At 67.3% G+C, this 20,778-nt stretch carries 19 protein-coding genes; 12 read left to right on the forward strand and 7 right to left on the reverse strand.

Going from position 1 to position 20,778, the window contains the following annotated elements:
• Nucleotides 1-91: 91 nt before the first annotated feature.
• Entirely contained in the window at nucleotides 92-2,935 is a 2,844-nt protein-coding gene (gene rapA, locus BTJ49_RS10345) for an RNA polymerase-associated protein RapA (RefSeq protein WP_113065392.1), read from the forward strand.
• Between the two features lie 91 nt (nucleotides 2,936-3,026).
• Here the strand turns inward: rapA and BTJ49_RS10350 are convergent, their stop codons facing one another.
• Together BTJ49_RS10350 and BTJ49_RS10355 are read right to left on the reverse strand one after the other, a co-directional pair.
• Nucleotides 3,027-3,617 (reverse strand): helix-turn-helix transcriptional regulator, encoded by a 591-nt coding sequence (locus BTJ49_RS10350; protein ID WP_113065393.1) that lies wholly within the window; start codon nucleotides 3,615-3,617, stop codon nucleotides 3,027-3,029.
• A gap of 156 nt (nucleotides 3,618-3,773) precedes the next feature.
• Nucleotides 3,774-4,439 carry a rhomboid family intramembrane serine protease gene (locus tag BTJ49_RS10355; protein WP_113065314.1) on the reverse strand — a complete coding sequence of 222 codons (666 nt, stop codon included), beginning with the start codon at nucleotides 4,437-4,439 and terminating at the stop codon, nucleotides 3,774-3,776.
• An 83-nt stretch (nucleotides 4,440-4,522) separates the two neighbouring features.
• Between BTJ49_RS10355 and BTJ49_RS10360 the strand changes: the two genes are divergently transcribed.
• The gene (locus tag BTJ49_RS10360; protein ID WP_113065315.1) at nucleotides 4,523-5,140 is read left to right on the forward strand and encodes a 2OG-Fe(II) oxygenase; all 618 of its coding nucleotides are present in this window, start codon (nucleotides 4,523-4,525) and stop codon (nucleotides 5,138-5,140) included.
• Between the two features lie 40 nt (nucleotides 5,141-5,180).
• Here BTJ49_RS10360 and BTJ49_RS10365 read toward each other — a convergent pair whose 3' ends face one another.
• The 3 genes from BTJ49_RS10365 to BTJ49_RS10375 form a co-directional block, all read right to left on the reverse strand.
• Nucleotides 5,181-5,939 (reverse strand): hypothetical protein, encoded by a 759-nt coding sequence (locus tag BTJ49_RS10365; protein WP_113065394.1) that lies wholly within the window; start codon nucleotides 5,937-5,939, stop codon nucleotides 5,181-5,183.
• A 265-nt stretch (nucleotides 5,940-6,204) separates the two neighbouring features.
• On the reverse strand, nucleotides 6,205-6,900 hold the full coding sequence (locus BTJ49_RS10370) for a YggS family pyridoxal phosphate-dependent enzyme (protein ID WP_113065316.1): 696 nt from the start codon (nucleotides 6,898-6,900) through the stop codon (nucleotides 6,205-6,207).
• A gap of 6 nt (nucleotides 6,901-6,906) precedes the next feature.
• Nucleotides 6,907-8,325, reverse strand: a complete 1,419-nt coding sequence (locus tag BTJ49_RS10375; protein WP_113065395.1) for a M20 family metallopeptidase — start codon at nucleotides 8,323-8,325, stop codon at nucleotides 6,907-6,909.
• Nucleotides 8,326-8,543: 218 nt separating this feature from the next.
• On the opposite strand from BTJ49_RS10375, the gene BTJ49_RS10380 reads away from it, so the two are divergent.
• From BTJ49_RS10380 to BTJ49_RS10390, 3 genes are all read left to right on the forward strand, one after another.
• Nucleotides 8,544-8,816: a helix-hairpin-helix domain-containing protein gene (locus tag BTJ49_RS10380; RefSeq protein WP_113065317.1), complete on the forward strand. Its 273-nt coding sequence runs from the start codon at nucleotides 8,544-8,546 to the stop codon at nucleotides 8,814-8,816.
• 178 nt (nucleotides 8,817-8,994) lie between these two features.
• Nucleotides 8,995-9,456 (forward strand): SET domain-containing protein, encoded by a 462-nt coding sequence (locus tag BTJ49_RS10385; protein ID WP_113065318.1) that lies wholly within the window; start codon nucleotides 8,995-8,997, stop codon nucleotides 9,454-9,456.
• Between the two features lie 3 nt (nucleotides 9,457-9,459).
• Nucleotides 9,460-9,999 (forward strand): GNAT family N-acetyltransferase, encoded by a 540-nt coding sequence (locus BTJ49_RS10390; protein WP_113065319.1) that lies wholly within the window; start codon nucleotides 9,460-9,462, stop codon nucleotides 9,997-9,999.
• A 94-nt stretch (nucleotides 10,000-10,093) separates the two neighbouring features.
• On the opposite strand, the gene BTJ49_RS10395 is transcribed toward BTJ49_RS10390, so the two are convergent.
• Nucleotides 10,094-10,996: a hypothetical protein gene (locus BTJ49_RS10395; RefSeq protein WP_146742320.1), complete on the reverse strand. Its 903-nt coding sequence runs from the start codon at nucleotides 10,994-10,996 to the stop codon at nucleotides 10,094-10,096.
• 2 nt (nucleotides 10,997-10,998) lie between these two features.
• Complete coding sequence (locus BTJ49_RS10400; RefSeq protein ID WP_113065321.1) at nucleotides 10,999-13,200, reverse strand: M1 family metallopeptidase; 2,202 nt, start codon at nucleotides 13,198-13,200, stop codon at nucleotides 10,999-11,001.
• 280 nt (nucleotides 13,201-13,480) lie between these two features.
• Here BTJ49_RS10400 and BTJ49_RS10405 point away from each other — a divergent pair, with 280 nt between their 5' ends.
• The 7 genes from BTJ49_RS10405 (at nucleotide 13,481) to BTJ49_RS10435 (ending at nucleotide 20,767) form a co-directional block, all read left to right on the forward strand.
• Nucleotides 13,481-14,167 carry a response regulator transcription factor gene (locus BTJ49_RS10405; RefSeq protein WP_113065322.1) on the forward strand — a complete coding sequence of 229 codons (687 nt, stop codon included), beginning with the start codon at nucleotides 13,481-13,483 and terminating at the stop codon, nucleotides 14,165-14,167.
• A complete protein-coding gene (locus BTJ49_RS10410) occupies nucleotides 14,164-15,591 on the forward strand; it encodes a sensor histidine kinase (RefSeq protein ID WP_240601809.1) in 1,428 nt (475 codons plus the stop codon). Before BTJ49_RS10405 ends, BTJ49_RS10410 begins: the two co-directional genes overlap by 4 nt.
• Nucleotides 15,588-17,033: an efflux transporter outer membrane subunit gene (locus BTJ49_RS10415; RefSeq protein ID WP_206098394.1), complete on the forward strand. Its 1,446-nt coding sequence runs from the start codon at nucleotides 15,588-15,590 to the stop codon at nucleotides 17,031-17,033. The genes BTJ49_RS10410 and BTJ49_RS10415 overlap by 4 nt, the downstream gene beginning before the upstream one ends.
• Nucleotides 17,033-18,163 carry an ABC transporter permease gene (locus tag BTJ49_RS10420; RefSeq protein WP_113065324.1) on the forward strand — a complete coding sequence of 377 codons (1,131 nt, stop codon included), beginning with the start codon at nucleotides 17,033-17,035 and terminating at the stop codon, nucleotides 18,161-18,163. The genes BTJ49_RS10415 and BTJ49_RS10420 overlap by 1 nt, the downstream gene beginning before the upstream one ends.
• Nucleotides 18,164-18,167: 4 nt before the next feature.
• The gene (locus tag BTJ49_RS10425; protein ID WP_113065325.1) at nucleotides 18,168-18,908 is read left to right on the forward strand and encodes an ABC transporter ATP-binding protein; all 741 of its coding nucleotides are present in this window, start codon (nucleotides 18,168-18,170) and stop codon (nucleotides 18,906-18,908) included.
• A complete protein-coding gene (locus BTJ49_RS10430) occupies nucleotides 18,905-19,831 on the forward strand; it encodes an HlyD family efflux transporter periplasmic adaptor subunit (RefSeq protein ID WP_113065326.1) in 927 nt (308 codons plus the stop codon). The genes BTJ49_RS10425 and BTJ49_RS10430 overlap by 4 nt, the downstream gene beginning before the upstream one ends.
• An 87-nt stretch (nucleotides 19,832-19,918) precedes the next feature.
• On the forward strand, nucleotides 19,919-20,767 hold the full coding sequence (locus BTJ49_RS10435; protein ID WP_113065327.1) for an alpha/beta fold hydrolase: 849 nt from the start codon (nucleotides 19,919-19,921) through the stop codon (nucleotides 20,765-20,767).
• Nucleotides 20,768-20,778: the final 11 nt, after the last annotated feature.

Raw genomic sequence — 20,778 nt, forward strand, 5'->3', positions numbered from 1 at the left:
GTCGGCCCGTCCCCGACGCAATGCAAACGCATGCTTTCATCCATGCGCCCAAGCGCGGATAATTGCGGGTTTGACGAACTTGCATGTGCTGATGTTCAAACCCGGTCAACGTTGGATCTCCACCGCCGAACCCGAATTGGGGCTCGGCACCGTTCTGCGCGTCGAGGGACGCGGCGTGCAGATGCTGTTCACCAAGGCCGGTGTGTTGCGCCCCTACGCTCAGGACTCCGCGCCGCTGGTGCGCGCCGAATTCCGCGTCGGCCAGCGCGTCGCCGGCAAGGGCATCGCGTTCGTGGTCGAGCGCATCGAGGAAGAGGACGGCCTGCTGGTCTACCGCGGCGAAGGCCGCCAGCTGCATGAAGGCCAGCTGGACGACGAGCAGAGCATCTCGCAGGCCGATGAACGGCTGACTGGCGGCCGTGTCGACCCGATCACGCAGTTCGAACTGCGCCTCGAGGCGCTGCAACGCCGCGCGGCCGCGCGCCGCTCGCCGGCCTGGGGCCTGAAGTCGGCACGCATCGACCTGATCCCGCATCAGCTTCGCGTGGCCGGCATGGCCGCCTCTCGTCCCGCGCCGCGCGTGCTGCTGGCCGACGAAGTCGGCCTGGGCAAGACCATCGAAGCCGGCATGATCGTGGCCCGTCAGATTGCCTCCGGACGCGCGACGCGCGTACTGGTGCTGCTGCCCGACGCGCTCATCAACCAGTGGTTTGTCGAACTGCTGCGCCGTTTCAATCTGGCCTTCGCCATCTTCGACGAAGAACGCTGTGAGGCCATCGAGCAGGCCGGCGACGGTCGCAATCCGTTCGAGGACGAGCAGTGCGTGATCGCCGGCTTCGGTCTGTTCGACGACGCTCCCAACCGCCAGGAACAACTGCTGGCGGCCGGCTGGGATCTGCTGGTCGTCGACGAGGCGCATCATCTGGAGTGGTCGCCCGAGCGCGCCAGTCCGCGCTACGCCATGGTCGAACAGCTGGCCGCGACCAGCGCCGGCGTCGTGCTGCTGACCGCCACGCCGGAACAGCTCGGCCGCAGCGGCCACTTCGCCCGTCTGCGCCTGCTCGATCCGGCCCGCTATCACGACCTGGACACCTATCTGCGCGAATCCGACGGATTCGTCGCCCTGTCGCACACCGCCGACAAGCTGGCCACGGGCGAAGCGCTGGAAGACGCGGAGCGCGAACTGCTCGCACAGTCGCTGCAGGACGATGACGACGCGCGCGCACTGCTGGCCGACTACCCCGACGCGGAAGGCAGCGGCGACGCCTTGCTGGACGCCCTGATCGACCGCCACGGCACCGGCCGCGTGATGTTCCGCAACCGTCGCGCCAGCGTCGGCGGCTTTCCCAAGCGCCTGCCCGACGTGCGTGTCCTGGATGCCGATACGCTGGACGAAACCGCGCGTCAGGCGCTGCTGACCGAGTTCCATGCCGACATTCAGCAGCCGCCGGCCGAGCTGGAACCCGACTATGCGCTCGACCCGCGCATCGACGACCTGCTGACCCTGCTGGAAGAGTACCCGCAGGAGAAATTCCTGCTGATCTGCCGCACGCGCGCCAAGGTGCTCGCCATCGAAGAAGCCCTGCGCACACGCAGCGGCGTCGGCGTGGCGCGCTTCCACGAAGGACTCAGTCTGCTGCAGCGCGACCGCAACGCGGCCTGGTTCGCCCAGGCCGAGGGCGCGCGGCTGCTGCTGTGCTCGGAGATCGGTTCGGAAGGGCGTAACTTCCAGTTCGCCCATCATCTGGTGCTGTGGGATCTGCCGCTGGACCCAGACCTGCTGGAACAGCGCATCGGTCGTCTGGACCGCATCGGTCAGAGCCGCGACATCGTGCTGCACGTGCCGGTCGTCGCCGACAGCGCACAGCATATGCTGGCGCGCTGGCACGACGAAGCCGTGAACGGTCTGCAAGAGAGCCCGGCCGACGGCCGCGAGCTGCTGCGCCGCTTCGGCGACACCCTGGTGCAACTGGCCGAATCGCATGCCCGCGACGGCGGCGGCCGCGACCAGGAACTGGACGTGCTGATCGACGAAACCCGTGCCGCGCACCAGGAACTGGCTGCCGTGATGCAGGACGGCCGCGACCGCCTGCTGGAGCTGGCCGCGCAACGTGCGCCGCAGGCCGACGCACTGGAACAGGCGCTGAGCGATGCCGACGGCGACGCCGTGCGCGATACCTTCATCCAGCGCCTGCTGGAGCACTTCGGCGTGCATATCGACGAACTCGACGCCGACAGCGTGCTGCTCGATCCCGAATATCTGGCCACCGACGCCTTCCCGGGCCTCGGCGACGGGCCGCAGTCGGCGACCTTCAGCCGTCGCGCCGCGCTGTCGCGCGAGGACCTGACGCTACTGCGTCCGGACCACCCCATGGTCGCCGGCGCCATCGATCTGCTGCTGTCCTCGGAAAGCGGCAACGCGGCCTTCCTGATCGACGGCAAGCTGCCGCCGCGCAGCGTGCTGCTGCAGGCGGTCTTCGTGCTCGAATGCATCGCCGATCGCCACCTCGACGCCGAGCGCTTCCTGCCGCCGACGCCGCTGATCGCCACCGTCGACACCCGCCTGCAGGCGCGCAACGGCTTCGAGCCGTCGGACGAAGCCCTGCAGCGCGCCGCCGAACGCAAATCGGACCTCGGCCGCTACCGCAAATTCATCGCCCAGCTGGTGCCGCCGATGCTCGAACGCGCAGAGGAAATCGCTCGGACCGAAGCCGACACGCTGGCGCAACAGGCCGCGGCCGACGCTCGCGGGACGCTGGGCGAGGAACTGCAACGTCTGCGCGCACTCAAGCGGGTCAACCCCGGCGTGCGCGACGAGGAAATCGCCCAGCTTGCCGGCGAACTGGCGGCACTGGAACAGGCCTTGCCGCAGGCGCGCCTGCGCCTGGACGCCGTGCGCCTCGTGGCCAGCCCCGACTTCCTGGCCCTGCGCTAAGCACAAGCCCCCTCGCACGAAAAAGCAGAGGGGGCCAATCGAAACCGGAAGGAACCTCGACGCCAAGACAGCGCCGGGGCGAGCGCACCCATCACGTGTTGCCGGGACCGCCTGTGCGCTGAAGCTCGCGTGCCGCCATGATGACCAGACCCACGCCGCACAAACCCATGGCGGACAGGTACCAGGACGGAATCCGCCCACTCGCGACCGCGTAGATCACGCCGGCAGCCAGCAGCGTGACCAGAGGCGTGCCCATCACCGCCAGTGCAATACCGATGAACTGACGCTTCCGGACCAATTCCACCAAGGCAGGCAAGGCGACCAGCATTCCGACAAGGACCACCAGAACCATGATGGTCATGAAGAAGCCGGCCTGCGAAAAGTCGAGCGGCCGCAGCCCTTCGATGAGCGATGCCAAAGTGATGACGGCAATGCCCAGAAACAGCGAACGGCCGGCGAACAGCGGCTTCCTGCTCCCCGGCACACCCGGTTCGCCCTGAAGCTCGATCAACTGGATCTCGAAGGTCGCCGCTAGGCTCACGGCCGAAGCCATGGAGGTGATGCCTTCGGCCTCCACGCGCTGGATCGTGCGAAGGCTGAGCCCTGATGCGATGGCCAGCTGATCCTGGGACCATCCGCGCTCAGTACGCAGTCGACGAACGGTGGAGGGCGAAATCTTCATGTCATGTTCCATGGCAAGGCTCCGGCGGCGGTTGGACCACCGGAAGTTTGCTGCTCCTGCCGGTTTACCGTGACGACACGTTGCCGCCAGTGGCCGCCGGCGGCCCGCCAGACTGCCGTGGCGGCCCTGCGCGCGGCACCCGGACACGGGGTCACGTCAACGCATCAAGCGCCGCTTCGGCTTGATCGGAAACTTGCCGCGCCAGTACTGGATCAGCAGGAACCCGCCCAGCATGCCGCCCAGATGCGCGAAATGGGCGATGCCGGCCTGCGTGCCCAGCACGCCCTGGATCAGTTCGATGGCACCGTAACCGGTGACGAACATCCAGGCCGGCAGTTCGATGGGCGGGAAGATCAGCAGCAGGCGTTCGTGCGGGAACATCATGCCGAACGCCAGCAGGATGCCGAAGATCGCACCCGAGGCGCCGATGGTCGGGTAGAACCCGCCGGTGAAGAAATGCACCACGGCCAGTTGCGCCAGCGCCGCCACGATCATGCAGACGAAGTAGTAGATGACGAAGTTGCGCGTACCCAGCGTGCGCTCGATCGCACCGCCGAACAGGAACAGGCCGTACATGTTCAGCAGGATGTGCATCACGCCGCCATGCAGGAAGCCGTACGTCACCAGTTGCCAGACCTGGAAACCGACATGCACCACATTGCCGGCCGGCGTCATGCCGGTCTGTTCGGGCCCCAGCGGCCACAACGCGAAATATTGCGACAGCATCAGGCTACTGTTGTCTTTCGCCAGCAATTGCAGCAAAAAAACCGCCACATTGGCGATCAACAGGGCCCGAGTGGCCTTGGGCAGGTCGAAGGACATGGAATCTCCAGTTGCAAACGGCCGCGAAGAGCGTATCTTGCGCGCCCACGCCGCGCCATCGCGAGGCAGGATATCTTTCATAGATGGGCACGACACCCTCGAAGTTCCAGCCCCTGGCCGACGCCATCGAGCGCGACGGCTGGTGCGTATGCGACCATCTGTTCGACCCGGCCCTGATCGATGCCCTGGCCGACGAATGCCGCGAACTCGATGCGCAATCGCGCCTCAAACCCGCCGCCGTCGGTCGCGGCGATCATCGCCGCTTCGCCACCGCCGTGCGCAGTGACCGCACCCGCTGGCTGGACGACACATTCAGCGAGCCGCAGAGCGCCTATCTGGCACGCATGCTGGAGCTGCGCGACGCACTCAATCGCCGCCTTCTTCTGGGTCTGCACGAACTGGAAGCGCATTATGCCGTCTACCCGGCGGGCGCCCGCTACGATCGACACCGCGACCGCTTCCGCGATGACGACGCACGCGTGCTTTCCGCCGTGCTCTATCTCAACCGGGAGTGGACGCCGGCCGATGCCGGCGCGCTGCGGCTGTACCTGACCGAGAACGAGCATCGCGACATCCTGCCCGCCTTCGGCCGCCTAGTGCTGTTCCTGTCGGCCGAGTTCGACCATGAGGTGCTCGCGCCAACGCGTCCGCGCATGAGCATCGCCAACTGGTTCCGGCAACGGGATGTCGGCGCGGCCTGAACCACCCGCATGACCCAGTCGTTCTGCGCGGGACGCTACGTCAATGCGCCTTGCTGGCGGCTCGCTGGGGCAGCAGCGCCACCAGCATAACGATAGCGGCCAGCAGCAATCCGGTCGCGGTGTATCGGCTGAAGTCGAGACCGCCGTGCGCCAGCGGCTTGTCGAGAAAATCGCCGACCACCGCACCCAGCGGCCTCGTCAGCACGAAGGCGAACCAGAACAGCGCGGTGCGGTTGGCCCGCGTAAAAAAGTAGGCCAGCGCAAGGACGGCCAACAGACCGGTGAAAATCAGGATGCCACCGGCATAGCCGATCCGGGCGCTGTCCGCCGTCCAGTCCCCCAGCGCCGTGCCCAGCGTCTGCGAGAACATGATCGTCAGCCAGTAGAACGTCTCGGCTCGCGGTGTGCGCACGGTGGCGACATTGATCGAACCCAGCGCGCGATGCCACACGACAAGAGAGGCGACCAGCAGGCTCGACAGCAGCAGCGTCCCACCGAGGTAGCCGATGCCCAGCGAACGATCGGAGAAATCGGCCAGTGTGGTGCCGACGGTGGTCGAGGCGATGATCGCGAACCAGTACAGCGCCGGCTGGAAACCCTTCGCCCGGATCTGCGCCACCACCGCCACCACGAAGACGCCCGCGAAGATCAGGGTACCGAGCAGGTAGCCCAACCCCATCGACATCGTCACCGCATCGCCTCCGGTCTCACCCAGGGTGGTGGCGAGGATCTTGATGATCCAGAAGCCGAGAGTGACCTCGGGCACCTTGCTCAGGGTTTGCTGCAGCGAGCGGGACATGTACATCTCCGGGACAACCATGGGTACCAAATGCCACGCATGGAATCGCGGATACCTCGTGATCGATGCGTGACGGTGCATTCAACCTAGCCACCGAAACTTACGACCCGCTCAGCACCCGCTGAACAGACACACAACGTTCAGCGAGTCCTCAACTTGCCGCGAGACATATCGTGACTGGCCGAACGGACACCGGATGCCTCGGCCTGCGGTGTTCGGAAGGCGCGCAAGGAGCCGGATTGCGGTCGCAGCCTCGCTCGACCGATCAGACCGAATCGCGTGCGCCGAAAATCGCCGTGCCGATGCGCACCTCCGTGCTGCCCTCGGCAATGGCCAGACCGAAATCGCCGCTCATGCCCATCGACAGGCGCGGCAAATCGTGGCCGGCAGTCCGGGCGCGATCACGCAATTCATGCAGCATGCGGAAACAGGCACGCACCGCCGCGTCGTCCTCGGACTGGACGGCCATGGTCATCAGACCACGCACGCGAAGGCGCGGATAGTCGCGCAGCGTGTCGAGAAAATCGATCAGCTGCGCAGGCGGCAGACCGTACTTGCTGGGTTCGGGCGAAGTCTTGACCTGCACCAGCGCATCCAGCTCGCGCCCTTCCAGCTCCAGACGACGCTGCAGGGCCTCGGCCAGATCCAGGCGATCCAGCGACTGGATCTCGGCCGCCAGTTGCGCCACGTACTTGGCCTTGTTGGTCTGCAGATGACCGATGACCACCCATTCGACACCACGATCCGGCAACGCCGCGGCCTTGTCGCGGATTTCCTGCACGCGATTCTCGCCGAAACGATGCAGACCCAGTGCCAGCGCCTGCTCGATGACCTCGGGCGGATGCGTCTTGCTGACCGGAAGAATCGTCACCTCGGACGGATCGCGGCCCGCCGTACGGCAGGCCGCGTCCACGCGCGCGCGGACGCTTTCCCAGCGCTGCGCGAGCGTCTGTTCGCTCATGATCGATCAGGCACCCTGCACGTAGTGCTGCGCCAGCACGTCGGCGACCACCATGGTCACGCGCTTGCCGGTCGGAATGTGCAGGAACTCGTTGGGGCCATGCGCATTGGAATGCGGCCCCAGCACACCGGTGATGAGGAACTGCGCGCTCGGGAACTTCTCGCCCAGCATACCCATGAACGGGATGCTGCCACCCTCGCCCATGTAGGCGGCGGGCTTGCCGTAGTAGTTCTCGGAAGCCTGCGACACGGCATCGGCCAGCCACTGCGACAGCGCCGGCGCATTCCAGCCGCCGCCGTTCTTCTCCAGCGTGAACTTCACCTTGGCGCCGTACGGCGGGTCCTTCTCCAGCAGTTCCTTGACGAACTTGCCGGCCTGCTCACCGTTCAGCGTCGGCGGCAGACGCAGGCTGAGCTTGGCCGCCGTGCCCGGACGCAGCACGTTGCCCGCGCTCTTCAGCGGCGGCATGCCGTCGATGCCGGTCACCGCCAGTTGCGGACGCCAGGTGCGATTGAGGATCAGCTCGACCAGATCGTCAGTGACCGGCCCCATGCCGTCCACGTACGGGAACTTGTCGTACACCTCCGAACCGAGAATCTCCGCGCACTGCCCCGCCTGCTCGCGGCGCTCGGCCGGCACCTCGACGTAGAGCTCTTCCGGCTTGATGCGACCGCTGGTCTCGTCCTCGAGGCGCGAGATCAGATCGCGCAGCACGCGGAAGCTGTCCGGCACGATGCCCGAGGCATCGCCCGAGTGCACGCCTTCGGTCAGCACTTCCACCGACAGCTCGCCGCCGGTCATGCCGCGCAGCGAGGTGGTCAGCCAAAGCTGATCGTAGTTGGCGCAGCCCGAATCCAGGCACACCACCAGCGACGGGTTGCCAATGCGGTCGGCCAGGTGATCGACGTAGTGCGGCAAGTCGTAGCTGCCGGACTCCTCGCAGGCCTCGATCAGGATCACGCAGCGCGCATGCGGCACGCCCTGATCCTGCAGCGCCAGCAGCGCAGTCAGCGAACCGAAGATGGCATAGCCGTCGTCGGCGCCGCCGCGACCGTAGAGCTTGTCGCCCTTGATGACGGGCTTCCACGGGCCGAGATCGTCGGCCCAGCCGGTCATCTCCGGCTGCTTGTCCAGATGGCCGTACAGCACGACGGTGTCGTCGCCCTGTCCCGGCACGTCGATGTAGATCAGCGGTGTACGGCCTTCCAGACGCACCACTTCGAGTGTCGCGCCCGGCAGCTTGTCCAGCTTGGAACGCGCCCAGCGCTCCATCAGCGCGACCGCGTCGTCCATGTAGCCATGCTCGACCCATTCGGCGTCGAACATCGGCGACTTGTTGGGAATCTTGATGTATTCGACCAGCTGCGGCACGACTTCGTCGTCCCACATGCCCTCGACATAGGACTGGATGCGGCTGCTGTCCATCATCTGCTCCACAGTTCGACAAACCCCGATTGTATCAGCCCCCGGGCAACGCACAGGCGGGGACTACCCCTCACGTAAAGCAAGCCCGACAAGCGTGATCGCCCGCGTCCGACCGTACCGTCCGGTCGCAACCGGCAGCTGTGCCGCGAACGTGGCGGCATCATGGCTCCACGACACGAGGACGTGTCCGATCACCCATTCACACACGGAGGTTTCCCATGCTGCGCAAATTCGCCACGCTCGCCCTGGCCCTGAGTTTCACCCTGCCCGCCCTCGCTGCCACGCCGGTCAACGTCAACACCGCCGATGCCGCCACCATCGCCAGCTCGCTGGACGGCGTGGGCCCGGCCAAGGCGAAGGCCATCGTGGCTTACCGCAAGGCACACGGCCACTTCAAGAGCGTTGACGACCTGACCAAGGTCAAGGGCATCGGCCAGGCGACCCTGGCGCATAACCGCAAGGACATCCGCCTGGGCGGCGGCAAGAAATAAGCGCGTCCGGCGGCGCCCCACCCCTCGCGCCGCCACACATCGGCCAAGGAAGGCCGACGATATCGGACCTGCCCGCCCGCAGGTCCAGCCGGGGATGCCCAGGACGGCGCATCCCCGGCATTGCGCACCGATCCGGGCAGGCCTAGACTCGCACGTCCGCCACCGGCCCGGATCGCGCATGATCGTGCCTCGTTATCGCATCGCCGCCTCGCGCATTCCGCACGCCGGCAAGGGCCTGTTCCTCGAAGAGTCCGTGGCAGCGGGAAGCGTGCTGACTGCACCCGACGCCATCGACCGCACCTGGGAACTCAGCGAAATCGAGGCCTCCGAAGCGCTGCAGGCGTTGTCACATGCCCGCGCACGCTGGTTCGAGGACCGCTACACACTGTCGCCGGACTGGCCCGACGAGTGCTACGTCAACCACAGTTTCCAGCCCTCCGGCCTGTGGCATCTGGGCTTCATCTTCGCCACCGCGAACCTGCCCGCAGACACCGAAATCACCGTCGATTACCGCCACCTGCTGGCGCCCGGCGAGGAAGAAGGGTTCAATGACGCCCTCACTGGTGAGAAAATCATTGGATACACATGGCCGCAGAGCCTGGCCATCTCGACCCGGGCGCTGGCCGCGCTGATCCGTTAGCTCATGACCGACATCCCCATTCTGGAAACCCCGCGCCTGCGACTGACCGCGTTGGCCGAACGGCATTTTGACGACTACGCCGAAATGCTGGCCGACCCGGAGAGCACCCGCTACGTGGGCAGCGGCGTGCCGCTGGACCGCGTCAATGCGTGGCGCTCGATGGCGATGCTGCTGGGCCATTGGACCCTGCGCGGCTTCGGCATGTGGGCGGTGGAGCGACGCGAGGACGATCAGTTCGTCGGTCGCGTCGGACTGATGTTTCCGGAAGGCTGGCCCAACATCGAACTGGGCTGGATGCTGCGCCCCGAACACCGCGGCCAGGGTTACGCCACCGAAGCCGGGCGCGCCGCGCTCGATTTCGCTTGGCGACAACTGCGCATTCCACGGGTCATCAGCCTGGTCCGCGACGGCAACGAGGCGTCGGACCGCGTAGCCAAGCGCCTGGGCGGCGAATACATCGAAGCCATCGATTTCCTGGGCAGCCCCACCCACGTGTTCGCCTACTATCCGCCGCAACGCAACGAGCCCGGCACGCCCAAGTAGATCAGCCGTAGAGCCTCGGCACTCCCGCCCCATGAAACGAGAACGGCCACCCGGATACCGGATGGCCGTTTCGTTCTGACCGCTTCGCCTGGCTTCAGGCCGGCGCCACGGTGTTGCTTCCCGGCTTCAGCGTCGCCTTGGCAACAGCGCCCATGGCCGCCACGCGCGCGGTGCGCATCCACGCCATGGAAACAATCATCAGCAGCGTCACCAGCAGCGCGAGTGAAAAGCCGACCGGTCCCACTGCGACCTGATGCATGCGCCAGAGACCCAGCAGGAAGGTGATCGCGAAGCCGGTCACGGTCACGGCGAGATACAGGCCCAGCGTGACCAGCGGACGCTTGAACACCAGGGCGATACCGCTGAAGAAGGCGCGCGTGGCCGAACGCTGGGCTGGGTCAGCGACGATCCGGCCACGACCGGCCTCGACCATGCTCTGCGCAATCACCAGCAAAACGATCAGCACCGTTCTGGCCACCATGGCGGCGAAGTCGGCCTGCGATTCCAAGATCGCCTGGTCCGCCTGATGCGAGGCCCACATGGCAGCCAGCCGACCCAGCATGAAGGCGATGCCGTACAGCGCCAGCGCCCAAAGCATGAAGCGGAACAACCGCCAGTACTCGCTGAGGCCGCCATGCATCAACTCGCCGAACCCCGGACGATGCGGACCACGCACGGCCGTCACCGACATGCCGACCAGGAACGGGGCCAGCAGCAATGTCAGCAGCATGCCCAGGACGGCCGCCGCGCTCAGGGCAGGCAGGCCTTGACGCCCCACCTGCACCAGCACGTCGGTCATCGCCAGACCGTGAAAACTGCGCGCCCACTCGCCGGCGTGCACCGAGTGGTCGAGCAGCGTCGACAACAGGCCATGCAGCGGACGCGCCACGATCGAGGCGGGAATCAGTGTGAAAAGGAACCACAGCAGCAGCAGCTTCCACTGCAGTGCGGCAGCGAGGGCGCGCGGAAACGCGCCGAATCCGACTCGTCGTTTCATGGTCATAGCGTCCCCACGAAGGTGTAGAAGGTCTGCAGCAAGGCCTGCGCGTCCGCGGTCCAGCGGCTGGAGGCGCTGCCGTCCTTCTTCACGCGGTAGCTGTCGTTGAGTTTGTTGGCGTCCAGATACAGCTCGCGTTTGGGATCGAGCTCGGCCGAAACCGCCTTCACCGGCTTGAGGAACGTGAAACGCTTCCAGCGACTGTCGTCATCCCACTTCACGGTCTCGCTGCTGCCGTCGGCGAACTTCACCTCCAGCCTGCGCGGAACCGGCGCACCGGTACGGCGCACCGTGACCGTGGTCAGCCACGGATACGGGCCACCGTGCTTGGCGTCCTTGTGCGCCTTCTTCCACGCGGCGCGCGCATCGGCGATCTGCTTGTCGACTTGCTTCTCGGTGACGGTCACGCGCTTGCCGTCCTTGACCACTGTGCCGGCCTGCGGCAGTTGCTCCGCACTGTCGACATCGACCACCCTGGCGTCCACGCGTTGCGTGCCGTAGACCTGTGAATCGAAGATCTGGTGGATCAGCGCGGGACGCCCCGTGCCCTCGGCCAGCGCGTCACGCAGATCCGCAGCACTGGGATGCCGGAACTTCCAGCGCTCGTAGTAGAGCTTCATGGCCTTGCCCATCGCCTCGCGACCGACGAGGTTCTCGATGGTGCGCATGGTCGAGGCGGTGCGCGAGTACACCGAGCCGTAACTGGAATTGGACAGGCGATCCCAGGAATTGGCATCCAGCGAATCGGCCGGGAAGTTGATACCCAGCACGCCACTGGCCCGCTCCATGGCGAAGGCGCCGAGCACCGGCTGGAACCCGAGCTTCTTCATCCACGGCTTGGTCACGTCGATGCCCTGCTTGCGATCGGCAAGCATGCGGTCGTCCCAGTACTCGTTCATGCCTTCATCGAGCATCGGCTCCTCGAACTCGTTCGAGCCGAGAATGCCCATGAAGTAGCCGTGCCCGAATTCGTGGATGGTCACGAAGTCGATCCAATACTGGCTGAAGGTGCCCTTGGTGTACTCCTTCGAATGCTCCGCCGTGAAGAAGGTCGGGTACTCCATGCCTCCCGCCTCCGTGGCGTTGTACGGCGGGATCACCGCGGTCACCGTCTTGTACGGATACGGGCCGAGCGTGTCGGAGAAGTACGTGAGTGCGTCCGTGGTGGCCTTCATGGTCGGCTCGGCCACCACCTTGTATTCGGGCGGATAGATCACCCGCACCTTCACCTTAGGACTGCCCGGACCGGTCCAGGTGGTGTCCATGGTCTTGTAGCCGGGGGCAGCTACCCAGGCGAAATCCTCGACGTCGGTCTGCTTGAAGTGGTACGTGACCTTGCCGTCCGCATCGACCGGCGCACTGGCCTCGTGACCGACTGCGCCGACGGTGTAGCCCTTGGGCACGGTCAGCTTCACGTCGTAATTGCCGTAATCGGCATAGAACTCGCTGTGATAATGGAATTCGTGCGCATTCCAGCGCACCCGCGTGGCGCCGCGCTCACCGGGCAACTCCAGCACCGCGATCTTCGGGAACCACTGCGCGACCAGGTGGAACTTGCCCCACCAGCCGGTGCGTTCGACCACGCGCGGAAGCTGGTCATGGAAGTCCATGTTCAGCGTCAGCGTGCCGTGCGCCGGCACCGCTTGCGGCAGATCCATCTCGACCACGGTGTGGTCGGTCTTCGGACCATTGTCGGGCTGCACGTACCGCCAGGTCACTTCCTGGCCGTTCTGCTGCACCTTTTTCAGATCGATGTAGCCCCATTCGCCCTTCTTCAGCTTGGCCGCACCGCGAGAATGGCCGCTGCCGGCATACATGCGGCGCTCGGTGAAGAAGGTGCTGCCCGGCCCCTCGAACGCGTTGAGGTACATGTGCAGGTAGATCTTGTCCACCGGACGGTCGCTGCGGTTGCGCCAGGTCATCACCTGGTGCGCGTCGACCGTGTGCTTGTCCGGATCCAGCGTGGCCTGGATGGCATAGGTCGTCACGCGATCGGACAGCGTGGCGTCGGACGGGGTGCGCGGTCCGCCCCAGGCGTCCGGCGCGCTGGCCGTGCGGATGTTGGCCGCGTGCGGCGACACGAATGGAATCGGCGCCAACGCGGCGGTACTGGCCGTCGCTGGGGCCGAAGCAGCCGCCGTCGGCGCGGCGGGAGGCGGTGCGGCCAGCGCCGCGGTGGACAGACCGATGCAACAAACGGCCATCCACGCCCGTGAACGAGTGCGAATCATGCGAGACATTGGCTCCCCCGATGCTCAGGATGCGTTATCCAGCGCCGCTTTTGCGGCACAGCACTTTCATACTGCGCCGATGCCTGCAAACCGGCAACGGGCCAAAGGTCATGGACCTCGTGCGGACTGGAGAAGCTATGCTTCGAAAGCAGTTCCTAAGCTTTGCCGCGTAGCGTGCGTAACCGATGTGTCCCCCACGGATGCAGAAGGTCCGCGACGCCCCCACGTCGCATTCATGGCGAGATCACAGCCATTGCGAGTCCTGGTTGCCGAAGACGACGATGCCATCGCCGCTGGCCTGAGTGCCGGCCTGCGGGAGAGCGGCCATCATGTCGACCACGTCGACTCCGGCCGCCAGGCTGATTGCGCGCTGCTCGATCATGCCTACGACTTCCTGGTCCTGGATCTGGGACTGCCCGGCATGGACGGCGCCGAAGTGCTGCGTCGCCTGCGCCAGCGCGGCAGCGAACTCTCGGTGCTGGTGGTCACGGCGCGGGACGATGTCGACGAACGGGTCCGCGTACTCGACCTGGGCGCCGATGACTACCTGGTGAAGCCCTTCGCGCTGAACGAATTCGCGGCGCGGACTCGCGCCTTGCTGCGCCGACGCACGCATCACGGCACACCCGAATTGAGCGTCGGTCGCCTGCGGCTGGATCTCCCCGGCCGCCGCGCGTGGGTCGACACCGACCCGCTGGAACTCACCGCGCGCGAATTCGGCCTGATCGAAGCGCTGGCGCTGCGCCAGGATCGGCTCATCAGCCGCGCGCAGCTGATCGAATCGCTGTGCAGTTGGGACCAGGACCTGACCGACAACGGCCTGGACATCGCCGTGCACCGGTTGCGCCGCAAATTGCGCGGCAGCGGCGCGCGCGTCCGCACGGTGCGCGGGCTCGGTTACCTGCTCGAGGAAGGCGACGACCCGAAGGGCAACGCGTGACTCCGTCCGTATCCGCTGCACCCCTGCCGACGCCAACGCGGTCGCGACCGAGCCTGCGCCGACGCCTGCTCGCGTTCCTGCTCATCCCGATGCTGGTCCTGCTGCTGCTGGACGCCATGCTGACCTACGCCGTGGCGCTGTCGTACTCCAACCATGTGCACGACCGCGACCTCGCCGGCGACGCCCAGTCCATCGCGGCCCTGCTGCAGCACGACGCACTGCCCGGCGAAATCTCCGCGCAGGCGCGCTTCCTGCTCGACTACGATCCCGCCGGCCGCAACTACTTCGACATCCGCAGTCGCCAGCACGGACTGGTCAGCGGCAACGGCCACCTGCAAGGACCGACCGTCCACGCGCACATCGGCCAGGCGCCGATCCTGTTCGACACCCGGCTCGGCCACACTCCGCTGCGCGCGGCCACGGTGGCGATTCCCGATCCGCGCCATGCGCAGGACGTGCTGGACATCACCGTCGCGGAAACCCTGCACGACCGGCACATGATCGCGCGCGAAATCCTGCTGCTCAGCGTGTCCCTGCAACTGCTGCTCATGCTTCTGCTGCTGGGACTGGTCTGGTTCGGCGTGGACGTCGGCCTGCGCGGACTGGAACCGCTGACCCGTCGCCTGGCGCGACGTGAACGCACACTGGCACCGATCGACGACAGTGATGTCCCCCGCGAACTGCTGCCGCTGACCCGCACCATCGACACCCTGTTCGGACGCCTGCGCGGACTGATGGCACTGCAGGAACGCTTCATCGCCGACGCCGCGCACCAGTTGCGCACACCGCTGACCGGGCTGTCCCTGCACGTGGAGCGGGCGCAGGCCCACGCCCACGACCCGGCACTGCGCGATGCGTTGCACCACATCGAGCGGCTCAATGCGCGCGCCGCTCGCACTGCGCGCCAGCTGCTGGCGCTGACGCGGGCGCAGACTCCGCACGAAGACGAGCAGGACCGCGCCATCATCGATCTCGGCACGCTTGTTCCCGAGACCGTCGGCGACCGCGTCCACGAAGCCATCGCCGCGGGCGTCGACCTCGGCTACGAGGGCACCACCGAGGCGACGCCGATTCTCGGCAACGCCGGCGCCTTGCGCGAGCTGCTCGACAATCTGCTCGACAACGCCCTGCGCTACGCCGGTCGCGACGGCCAGGTCACCGTCAGCCTGCGAGCGGCCGATGCCGATGGCGGTCCCCGGATCATCGTCGAGGACGACGGTCCCGGCGTCGCCGACGAGTTCCTGTCACGCCTGGGCGAACGCTTCTTCCGCACGCCCACCTCGCACGGCGACGGCACCGGACTTGGCCTGGCCATCGTGCAACGCATTGCGGAACGTCACGCAGCCAGCGTGGTCTACGCTCGCGCCCCGTCTGGAGGATTGTTGGTGGATATTCGTTTTCCTGCCATGAGCATTACGGCATGAATGCACGCAGGACCCTGTTCGTGCAGGCACGTCGCCTGCTGCTCCCTGTACTGGCCGCATCGGGTATGACGTTGCTCGGCGGCTGCATCAACACGCCCCTGCCAAAGCTCGACCACGCGCTTCCCGCCCACTGGCGGCACGCGACCGCCACACCCGCGAAAAGGCCACCGGCCGACCTGCACGACTGGTGGAAGACTTTCCATGATCCGCTGATCAACCACCTAGTCGATCAGGCGTTGACCGGCAATCTGGATGTCGCCATGGCGCGCGAGCGCCTGCTCGCTGCGCGCGCGCTGTATCAAACCCGCCATGCGCCCGTCCTGCCGAGCCTGCGCGTGCGCACGGACGATCCGGTCGATCCCGATGCCTCGTCTTCGTATTTCGTGATCGGCTTCGACGCCACCTGGGAACTGGGTCTTTTCGGCCGCGCTCAGGGCATCAGTCGGGTCGCCGCGGGGCACTTGTTCGCCGCACGTGCGACGCTGCGCGATGCACGCGTGTCGCTGGTCGCCGAAGTCGTTCGTGAAGCGATCGCGCTGCGCTCGGCGCAGGCCAGCGAGCGCTGCCTGCAACAGATTCTCCGCGCACGCCAGCGGCAGGCGGCGCTGGTGCGCCGTCGCGTGCAACTCACGCTGGCCGACCGCAGCGACCAGGCGCGCGCGGATGCCGCCGCGGACACCGCACGCGCCGCACTCGCGCAGCCGCGCATGGAGATCCAGCACGCCGCCCAACGCTTGGCACTGTTGCTCGGCAAGAACGAACCCGATCCGGCCTGGCTGCATCCGGGCGCACAGCCCCGACTCGGTCCGACCGGTCCCGTCGCAGCGCCGGCATCCTTGCTGCGCACCCGGCCAGGCATCGCGCAAGCCGAGGCGAACGTGGTGGAAGCGGCGGGCGAACTCGGCATCGCGCACGCCGACCTGTATCCGCACATCGGCTTCGGCGCCTCGATGCTGTGGTCGACGAACATCGCCACCTACAAGCACGACGGGGGCACCAACGCGATCGGCACACTGGGACCGATCATCGACATCCCGCTGTTCGACTGGGGCATGCGCATCTCGCACGACCACGCACAGTCGCACCGCCTGCGCGCTGCGGTGATGGCCTACCGCAAGGCCGTACTCGCCGGTGTCGCCGACGTCGAGAATGCGCTCGGCGATCTGCAGCAGCAACGCCAGCGCGAACGCGCCGACGCTCGTGCCGCGGATGCGTGGCGGCGCGCCAACGGCTCTCAGCGCGTGCGTCGACGGCTCGGCTTGTCCAGCGACCTCGACACCACCGATGCGCGTGTCGCCTACGAACGCGCGCGGCTCGAACTCGTGGCGGCGAGACAGGATCGCGATCTCGCCTATGTCGCGCTGTACAAGGCGCTGGGCGGCGCGCCGCCACTGCCGGCACGCGACGACCGCGCCGCCACCGCGCACCCGGAGACGCACTGATGGTCGCCCTGGCGCGCAAGACGCTGATCTACGAATGGCGGCGCTTTCTGCCCGCGGTACTCGCGGTGGGCTTCGCCGGCCTGCTGCAGTTGCTGCAGGCCGCGCTGGTGCTGGGCATCTTCGGCGGTGCGGCGGTCTACATCACCGGTTCCAGCGGCAACCTGTGGGTCGGCTACCCCGGCACGCAAAGCGTCGACCAGGGACGCGGCATCTCGCCCGACGTGGCGACGCTGCTGTACATGCAGCCGGAAGTGACCCGCGTCGAGCCGTTCCTCTGGGTCGACGGCGACTGGCGCGGCGGCGGCACCGGCGGCGTTTCGGTGTTCGTCTCCGGTATCGACCCCGGTCCGCACGGCCTGATGTTCGCCCACGCCCTGTCGCCCTCGCTGCGCGAGCGGCTGCGCGAACCCGATGCGGTCATCGTCGATCGCGCGGACCTCGACAAGCTCGGTGTCGGCATCGGCGGCAGCGCCAGCATCAACGGACACCGCGTGCACGTGGTCGGCGTCGCCAGCGGCCTGCGCGCGCTGGGCGGCGTCAACGTGGTCACCTCGTTGGACACGGCGCGACGACTGGACAGCGACCCGAGCGACGTCGGTCGCCCGACCTATCTGGTCGCCCGTCTGCGCGACCCGAAGCAGGCCGCGCAGATCGCCCGCACGCTGAACGGCCGTCACGGCTTCGGCCCCTACCGCGTGTGGACGGCCAAACACTTCGCCCGCCGCACCATGCTGTTCTGGCTGTTCGACACCGGCGCCGGCGCCGGCGTGCTGTTCCTGGCCGGCATCGTGTTCCTGGTCGGCGCCGTCATCACCAGCCAGGCGCTGGCCGCGGCGGTGATCGGCTCGATCCGCGAATACGCCACGCTCAACGCACTCGGCGTCGGCGTGCGCGCCCTGCGCTGGGTGATCCTCGAAGAAGCGCTGTGGGTCGGTGCGCTGGGGCTGGCCGGCGCGGCCATTCTCGGCAGCCTGCTGATTCTGCTGGCACGCCGCGAGGACGTGCCAGTGGTGCTGAACCTCCCGGTGACGCTTGCCTGCGTGTTCCTGGTCCTGGCGCTGGCCGTCGTCTCCGGCCTGGGTTCCATGCGCAGCCTGCGCCGCGCCGATCCCGCCACGCTGCTGCGGTGATCCGATGAATACCGTCACCTCGCCCTCGCTGGAAGCCCGTCATGTGTGCAAGTCGTTTCGCGCCGGACGCATCGTGTCGACCGTCCTGGACGACTTGTCGCTGCACGTGGACGCCGGCGAACTGACCCTGATCTGCGGCCCCTCCGGCTGCGGCAAGAGCACGCTGCTGTCGATCCTCAGCGGCCTGCAGCCGGCCGACAGCGGCCATGTCCACGCGCTCGGGGAATCCCTCGACGACATGGACAAGCGTGCGCTGGAGCGCTTCCGGCTGCTGCACACCGGCTTCGTGTTCCAGGGCTTCAACCTGTTCCCCGCGCTGACCGCCTTCGAGCAGGTTGCGCTACCGCTCGGCTACCTCGGTCTGAAGCGCGACATCGTCCGCGCCAGGGCACGGACCGCGCTGGACGAGGTCGGCCTGGGACCACGCATGCACCTGCGCCCCGCCGAGCTCTCCGGCGGCGAGAAACAGCGCGTCGCCATCGCCCGCGCACTGGCCAAGGAACCGGCGCTGCTGTTCGCCGACGAACCGACCAGCTCGCTCGATGCCGCCAACGGGCAGATGGTCATCGACATGCTGCACCGGATCGCCCGCCGCCACGGCACCACGGTGCTGTGCGTCAGTCACGACCCGCGCCTGATCGGCCACGCCGACCGCCTGCTGACCATGGAGGACGGCCGCATTCTCGAAGATCGACGCCCCTCGGCGACCGACACCGTCCACCCCATCTCCGGAGCGTCCCGATGATTCGTTCGCAGACTTCCTTCCTGTTGCTGACCGCGCTGGTCACGGGCATGCTCGGCGCCTGCTCGCACCCGCAGAACGATGCCCAGACGCCGGCTGCTCACGAGACGCCGAAGTACGCCGCCGTGGCGCGCGGACGCATCGACATCGAGGCCGGGCTGCTGCCGCTCGACGCCTCTGTGTCCGGCGTGGTCGCGCACGTGAAGGTCCACACCGGCGACCGCGTGAAGCGCGGCGAGGTGCTGGCGATACTGCACACCGACCAGGCGCAGGCCGCCGTGACCGTGGCCCGTGGCACACTGCAGCAGGCACAGGCGCAGGCACGCCTGATCGCCGCCAAGCGCAAGGCCGCCCGGCATCAGGCCGGACTGCTGGCCAAGGCCGCAGCCGCCGGCGCGGACTCGGGCCAGCACGCCGCCGCCGCCGCCGAACACGTGACCGAACTCGACGCCCAGGCTGCTTCGGCCCAGGCCGCCGTGACCGTGGCGCAGGGTCACCTGCAGCAGGCCGAACGCGTGCTGCAACTGCACACGATCCGCGCTCCGCGCGATGCCCAGATCGTCGACGTCGCCACGCAGCCAGGACAGACCGTATCGCCGCAGAGCGGACCATTGTTCCACCTGCTGCCGGACGCACCGCGCATCGTCGTGGCCGAACTCGACAGCACGTTCGCCGACCGGGTCCATGCCGGCATGCAGGCCGAGATCGTGCTCGACGACGACAGCGCGCAGTCACTGGGCCGCGCCCACGTGATCGAGGTCGGCCAGGTCTACGAGACCGCGCGTCTGGACGGCGACAGCCCGCAGCGCGGACACGCGCGCACGGTACGCTGCCTGCTGCGATTCGATCACGCCGTGGCGCGGCGCATCGGCCAGCGCGTGCTGGTGCGCTTTCTGAAAGGCACCGGCCCGAGCACGCACGGCTGAGCACGCGCGTCTGAAAGGTTGCCGAAACCGCCGCGTGCGATGTTGCGCGGGGCGCACTGCGCCGTCCGATTCCGTTCGCGAGACAACATGATCGAGAAGGTCGACTTCCTGTTCGAAGGCGGACCCCGCGGGGTGCTGCTGATCCACGGCCTGACCGGCACGCCTGCCGAAATGCGCCTGCTGGGCAAGGGGCTGCATCGCGCCGGCTTCACCGTGCACGGCATGCAGCTGGCCGGACACTGCGGCGACGAGGACGACCTTCTCGCCACCGATTGGCACGACTGGTACGCAAGCGTGCAGGACGCCGCCGATGCCCTGCAACAGCGATGCACACAGGTCTTCGTGGCCGGCCTGTCCATGGGCGCGCTGCTGGCGCTGCTGCTGGCCGCGGACCGCCCCGACCACATTCACGGCGTGGGCGTCCTCGGCGCGACGTTCCGCTACGACGGCTGGAGCATTCCGCGACTCGGTCGCCTGTCCTTCCTGCTTCCGCTGGTGAAAAAACTGGGCATCGGCCGCCACCGCTGCTTCATGGAGCAGCCGCCCTACGGCTTGCGCGACGAACGCATCCGCGCCACCGTCAGCGCGGCCATGCTGGGCGGCGATAGCGCCGCCGCCGGCCTTCCCGGCAATCCCTGGCACTCGCTGGCCGACATGTATCTGCTCGCCGCGCACACCCGTCGGCGACTGCCTCAGGTCCAGGCGCCCTGCTTCATCGCGCACGCCACCGAGGACGACGTTGCCAGTCTGCAGTCGAACGCCATGCTGGTGCACGACCGCGTGTCCGGTCCCGTGGAAATGCTGCCGCTGGAGGATAGCTACCACATGATTACCATCGACCGGCAACGCCGCCTGCTGCATGCACGCCTGAGCGCCTTCTTCGACCGCCACGCCACGGCACCGGACGCCGACGCGCCCCTGGCCAGCGTGGCCTGAGCGCCCTGCAG

The organism is Oleiagrimonas sp. MCCC 1A03011 (genome assembly GCF_003267965.1).
GTDB lineage: Bacteria > Pseudomonadota > Gammaproteobacteria > Xanthomonadales > Rhodanobacteraceae > Oleiagrimonas > Oleiagrimonas citrea.

Bases quoted from the DNA above. Each gene is read 5' to 3' on its own strand.
- BTJ49_RS10375 (WP_113065395.1), bottom strand. From the start codon at position 8,325: ATGGACAGCAGCCGCATCCAGTCCTATGTCGAGGGCATGTGGGACGAC.
- rapA (WP_113065392.1), top strand. From the start codon at position 92: ATGTTCAAACCCGGTCAACGTTGGATCTCCACCGCCGAACCCGAATTG.
- BTJ49_RS10350 (WP_113065393.1), bottom strand. From the start codon at position 3,617: ATGAAGATTTCGCCCTCCACCGTTCGTCGACTGCGTACTGAGCGCGGA.
- BTJ49_RS10355 (WP_113065314.1), bottom strand. From the start codon at position 4,439: ATGTCCTTCGACCTGCCCAAGGCCACTCGGGCCCTGTTGATCGCCAAT.
- BTJ49_RS10380 (WP_113065317.1), top strand. From the start codon at position 8,544: ATGCTGCGCAAATTCGCCACGCTCGCCCTGGCCCTGAGTTTCACCCTG.
- BTJ49_RS10400 (WP_113065321.1), bottom strand. From the start codon at position 13,200: ATGGCCGTTTGTTGCATCGGTCTGTCCACCGCGGCGCTGGCCGCACCG.
- BTJ49_RS10385 (WP_113065318.1), top strand. From the start codon at position 8,995: ATGATCGTGCCTCGTTATCGCATCGCCGCCTCGCGCATTCCGCACGCC.
- BTJ49_RS10360 (WP_113065315.1), top strand. From the start codon at position 4,523: ATGGGCACGACACCCTCGAAGTTCCAGCCCCTGGCCGACGCCATCGAG.
- BTJ49_RS10435 (WP_113065327.1), top strand. From the start codon at position 19,919: ATGATCGAGAAGGTCGACTTCCTGTTCGAAGGCGGACCCCGCGGGGTG.
- BTJ49_RS10395 (WP_146742320.1), bottom strand. From the start codon at position 10,996: ATGAAACGACGAGTCGGATTCGGCGCGTTTCCGCGCGCCCTCGCTGCC.
- BTJ49_RS10365 (WP_113065394.1), bottom strand. From the start codon at position 5,939: ATGTCCCGCTCGCTGCAGCAAACCCTGAGCAAGGTGCCCGAGGTCACT.
- BTJ49_RS10425 (WP_113065325.1), top strand. From the start codon at position 18,168: ATGAATACCGTCACCTCGCCCTCGCTGGAAGCCCGTCATGTGTGCAAG.
- BTJ49_RS10370 (WP_113065316.1), bottom strand. From the start codon at position 6,900: ATGAGCGAACAGACGCTCGCGCAGCGCTGGGAAAGCGTCCGCGCGCGC.
- BTJ49_RS10415 (WP_206098394.1), top strand. From the start codon at position 15,588: ATGAATGCACGCAGGACCCTGTTCGTGCAGGCACGTCGCCTGCTGCTC.
- BTJ49_RS10430 (WP_113065326.1), top strand. From the start codon at position 18,905: ATGATTCGTTCGCAGACTTCCTTCCTGTTGCTGACCGCGCTGGTCACG.
- BTJ49_RS10420 (WP_113065324.1), top strand. From the start codon at position 17,033: ATGGTCGCCCTGGCGCGCAAGACGCTGATCTACGAATGGCGGCGCTTT.
- BTJ49_RS10390 (WP_113065319.1), top strand. From the start codon at position 9,460: ATGACCGACATCCCCATTCTGGAAACCCCGCGCCTGCGACTGACCGCG.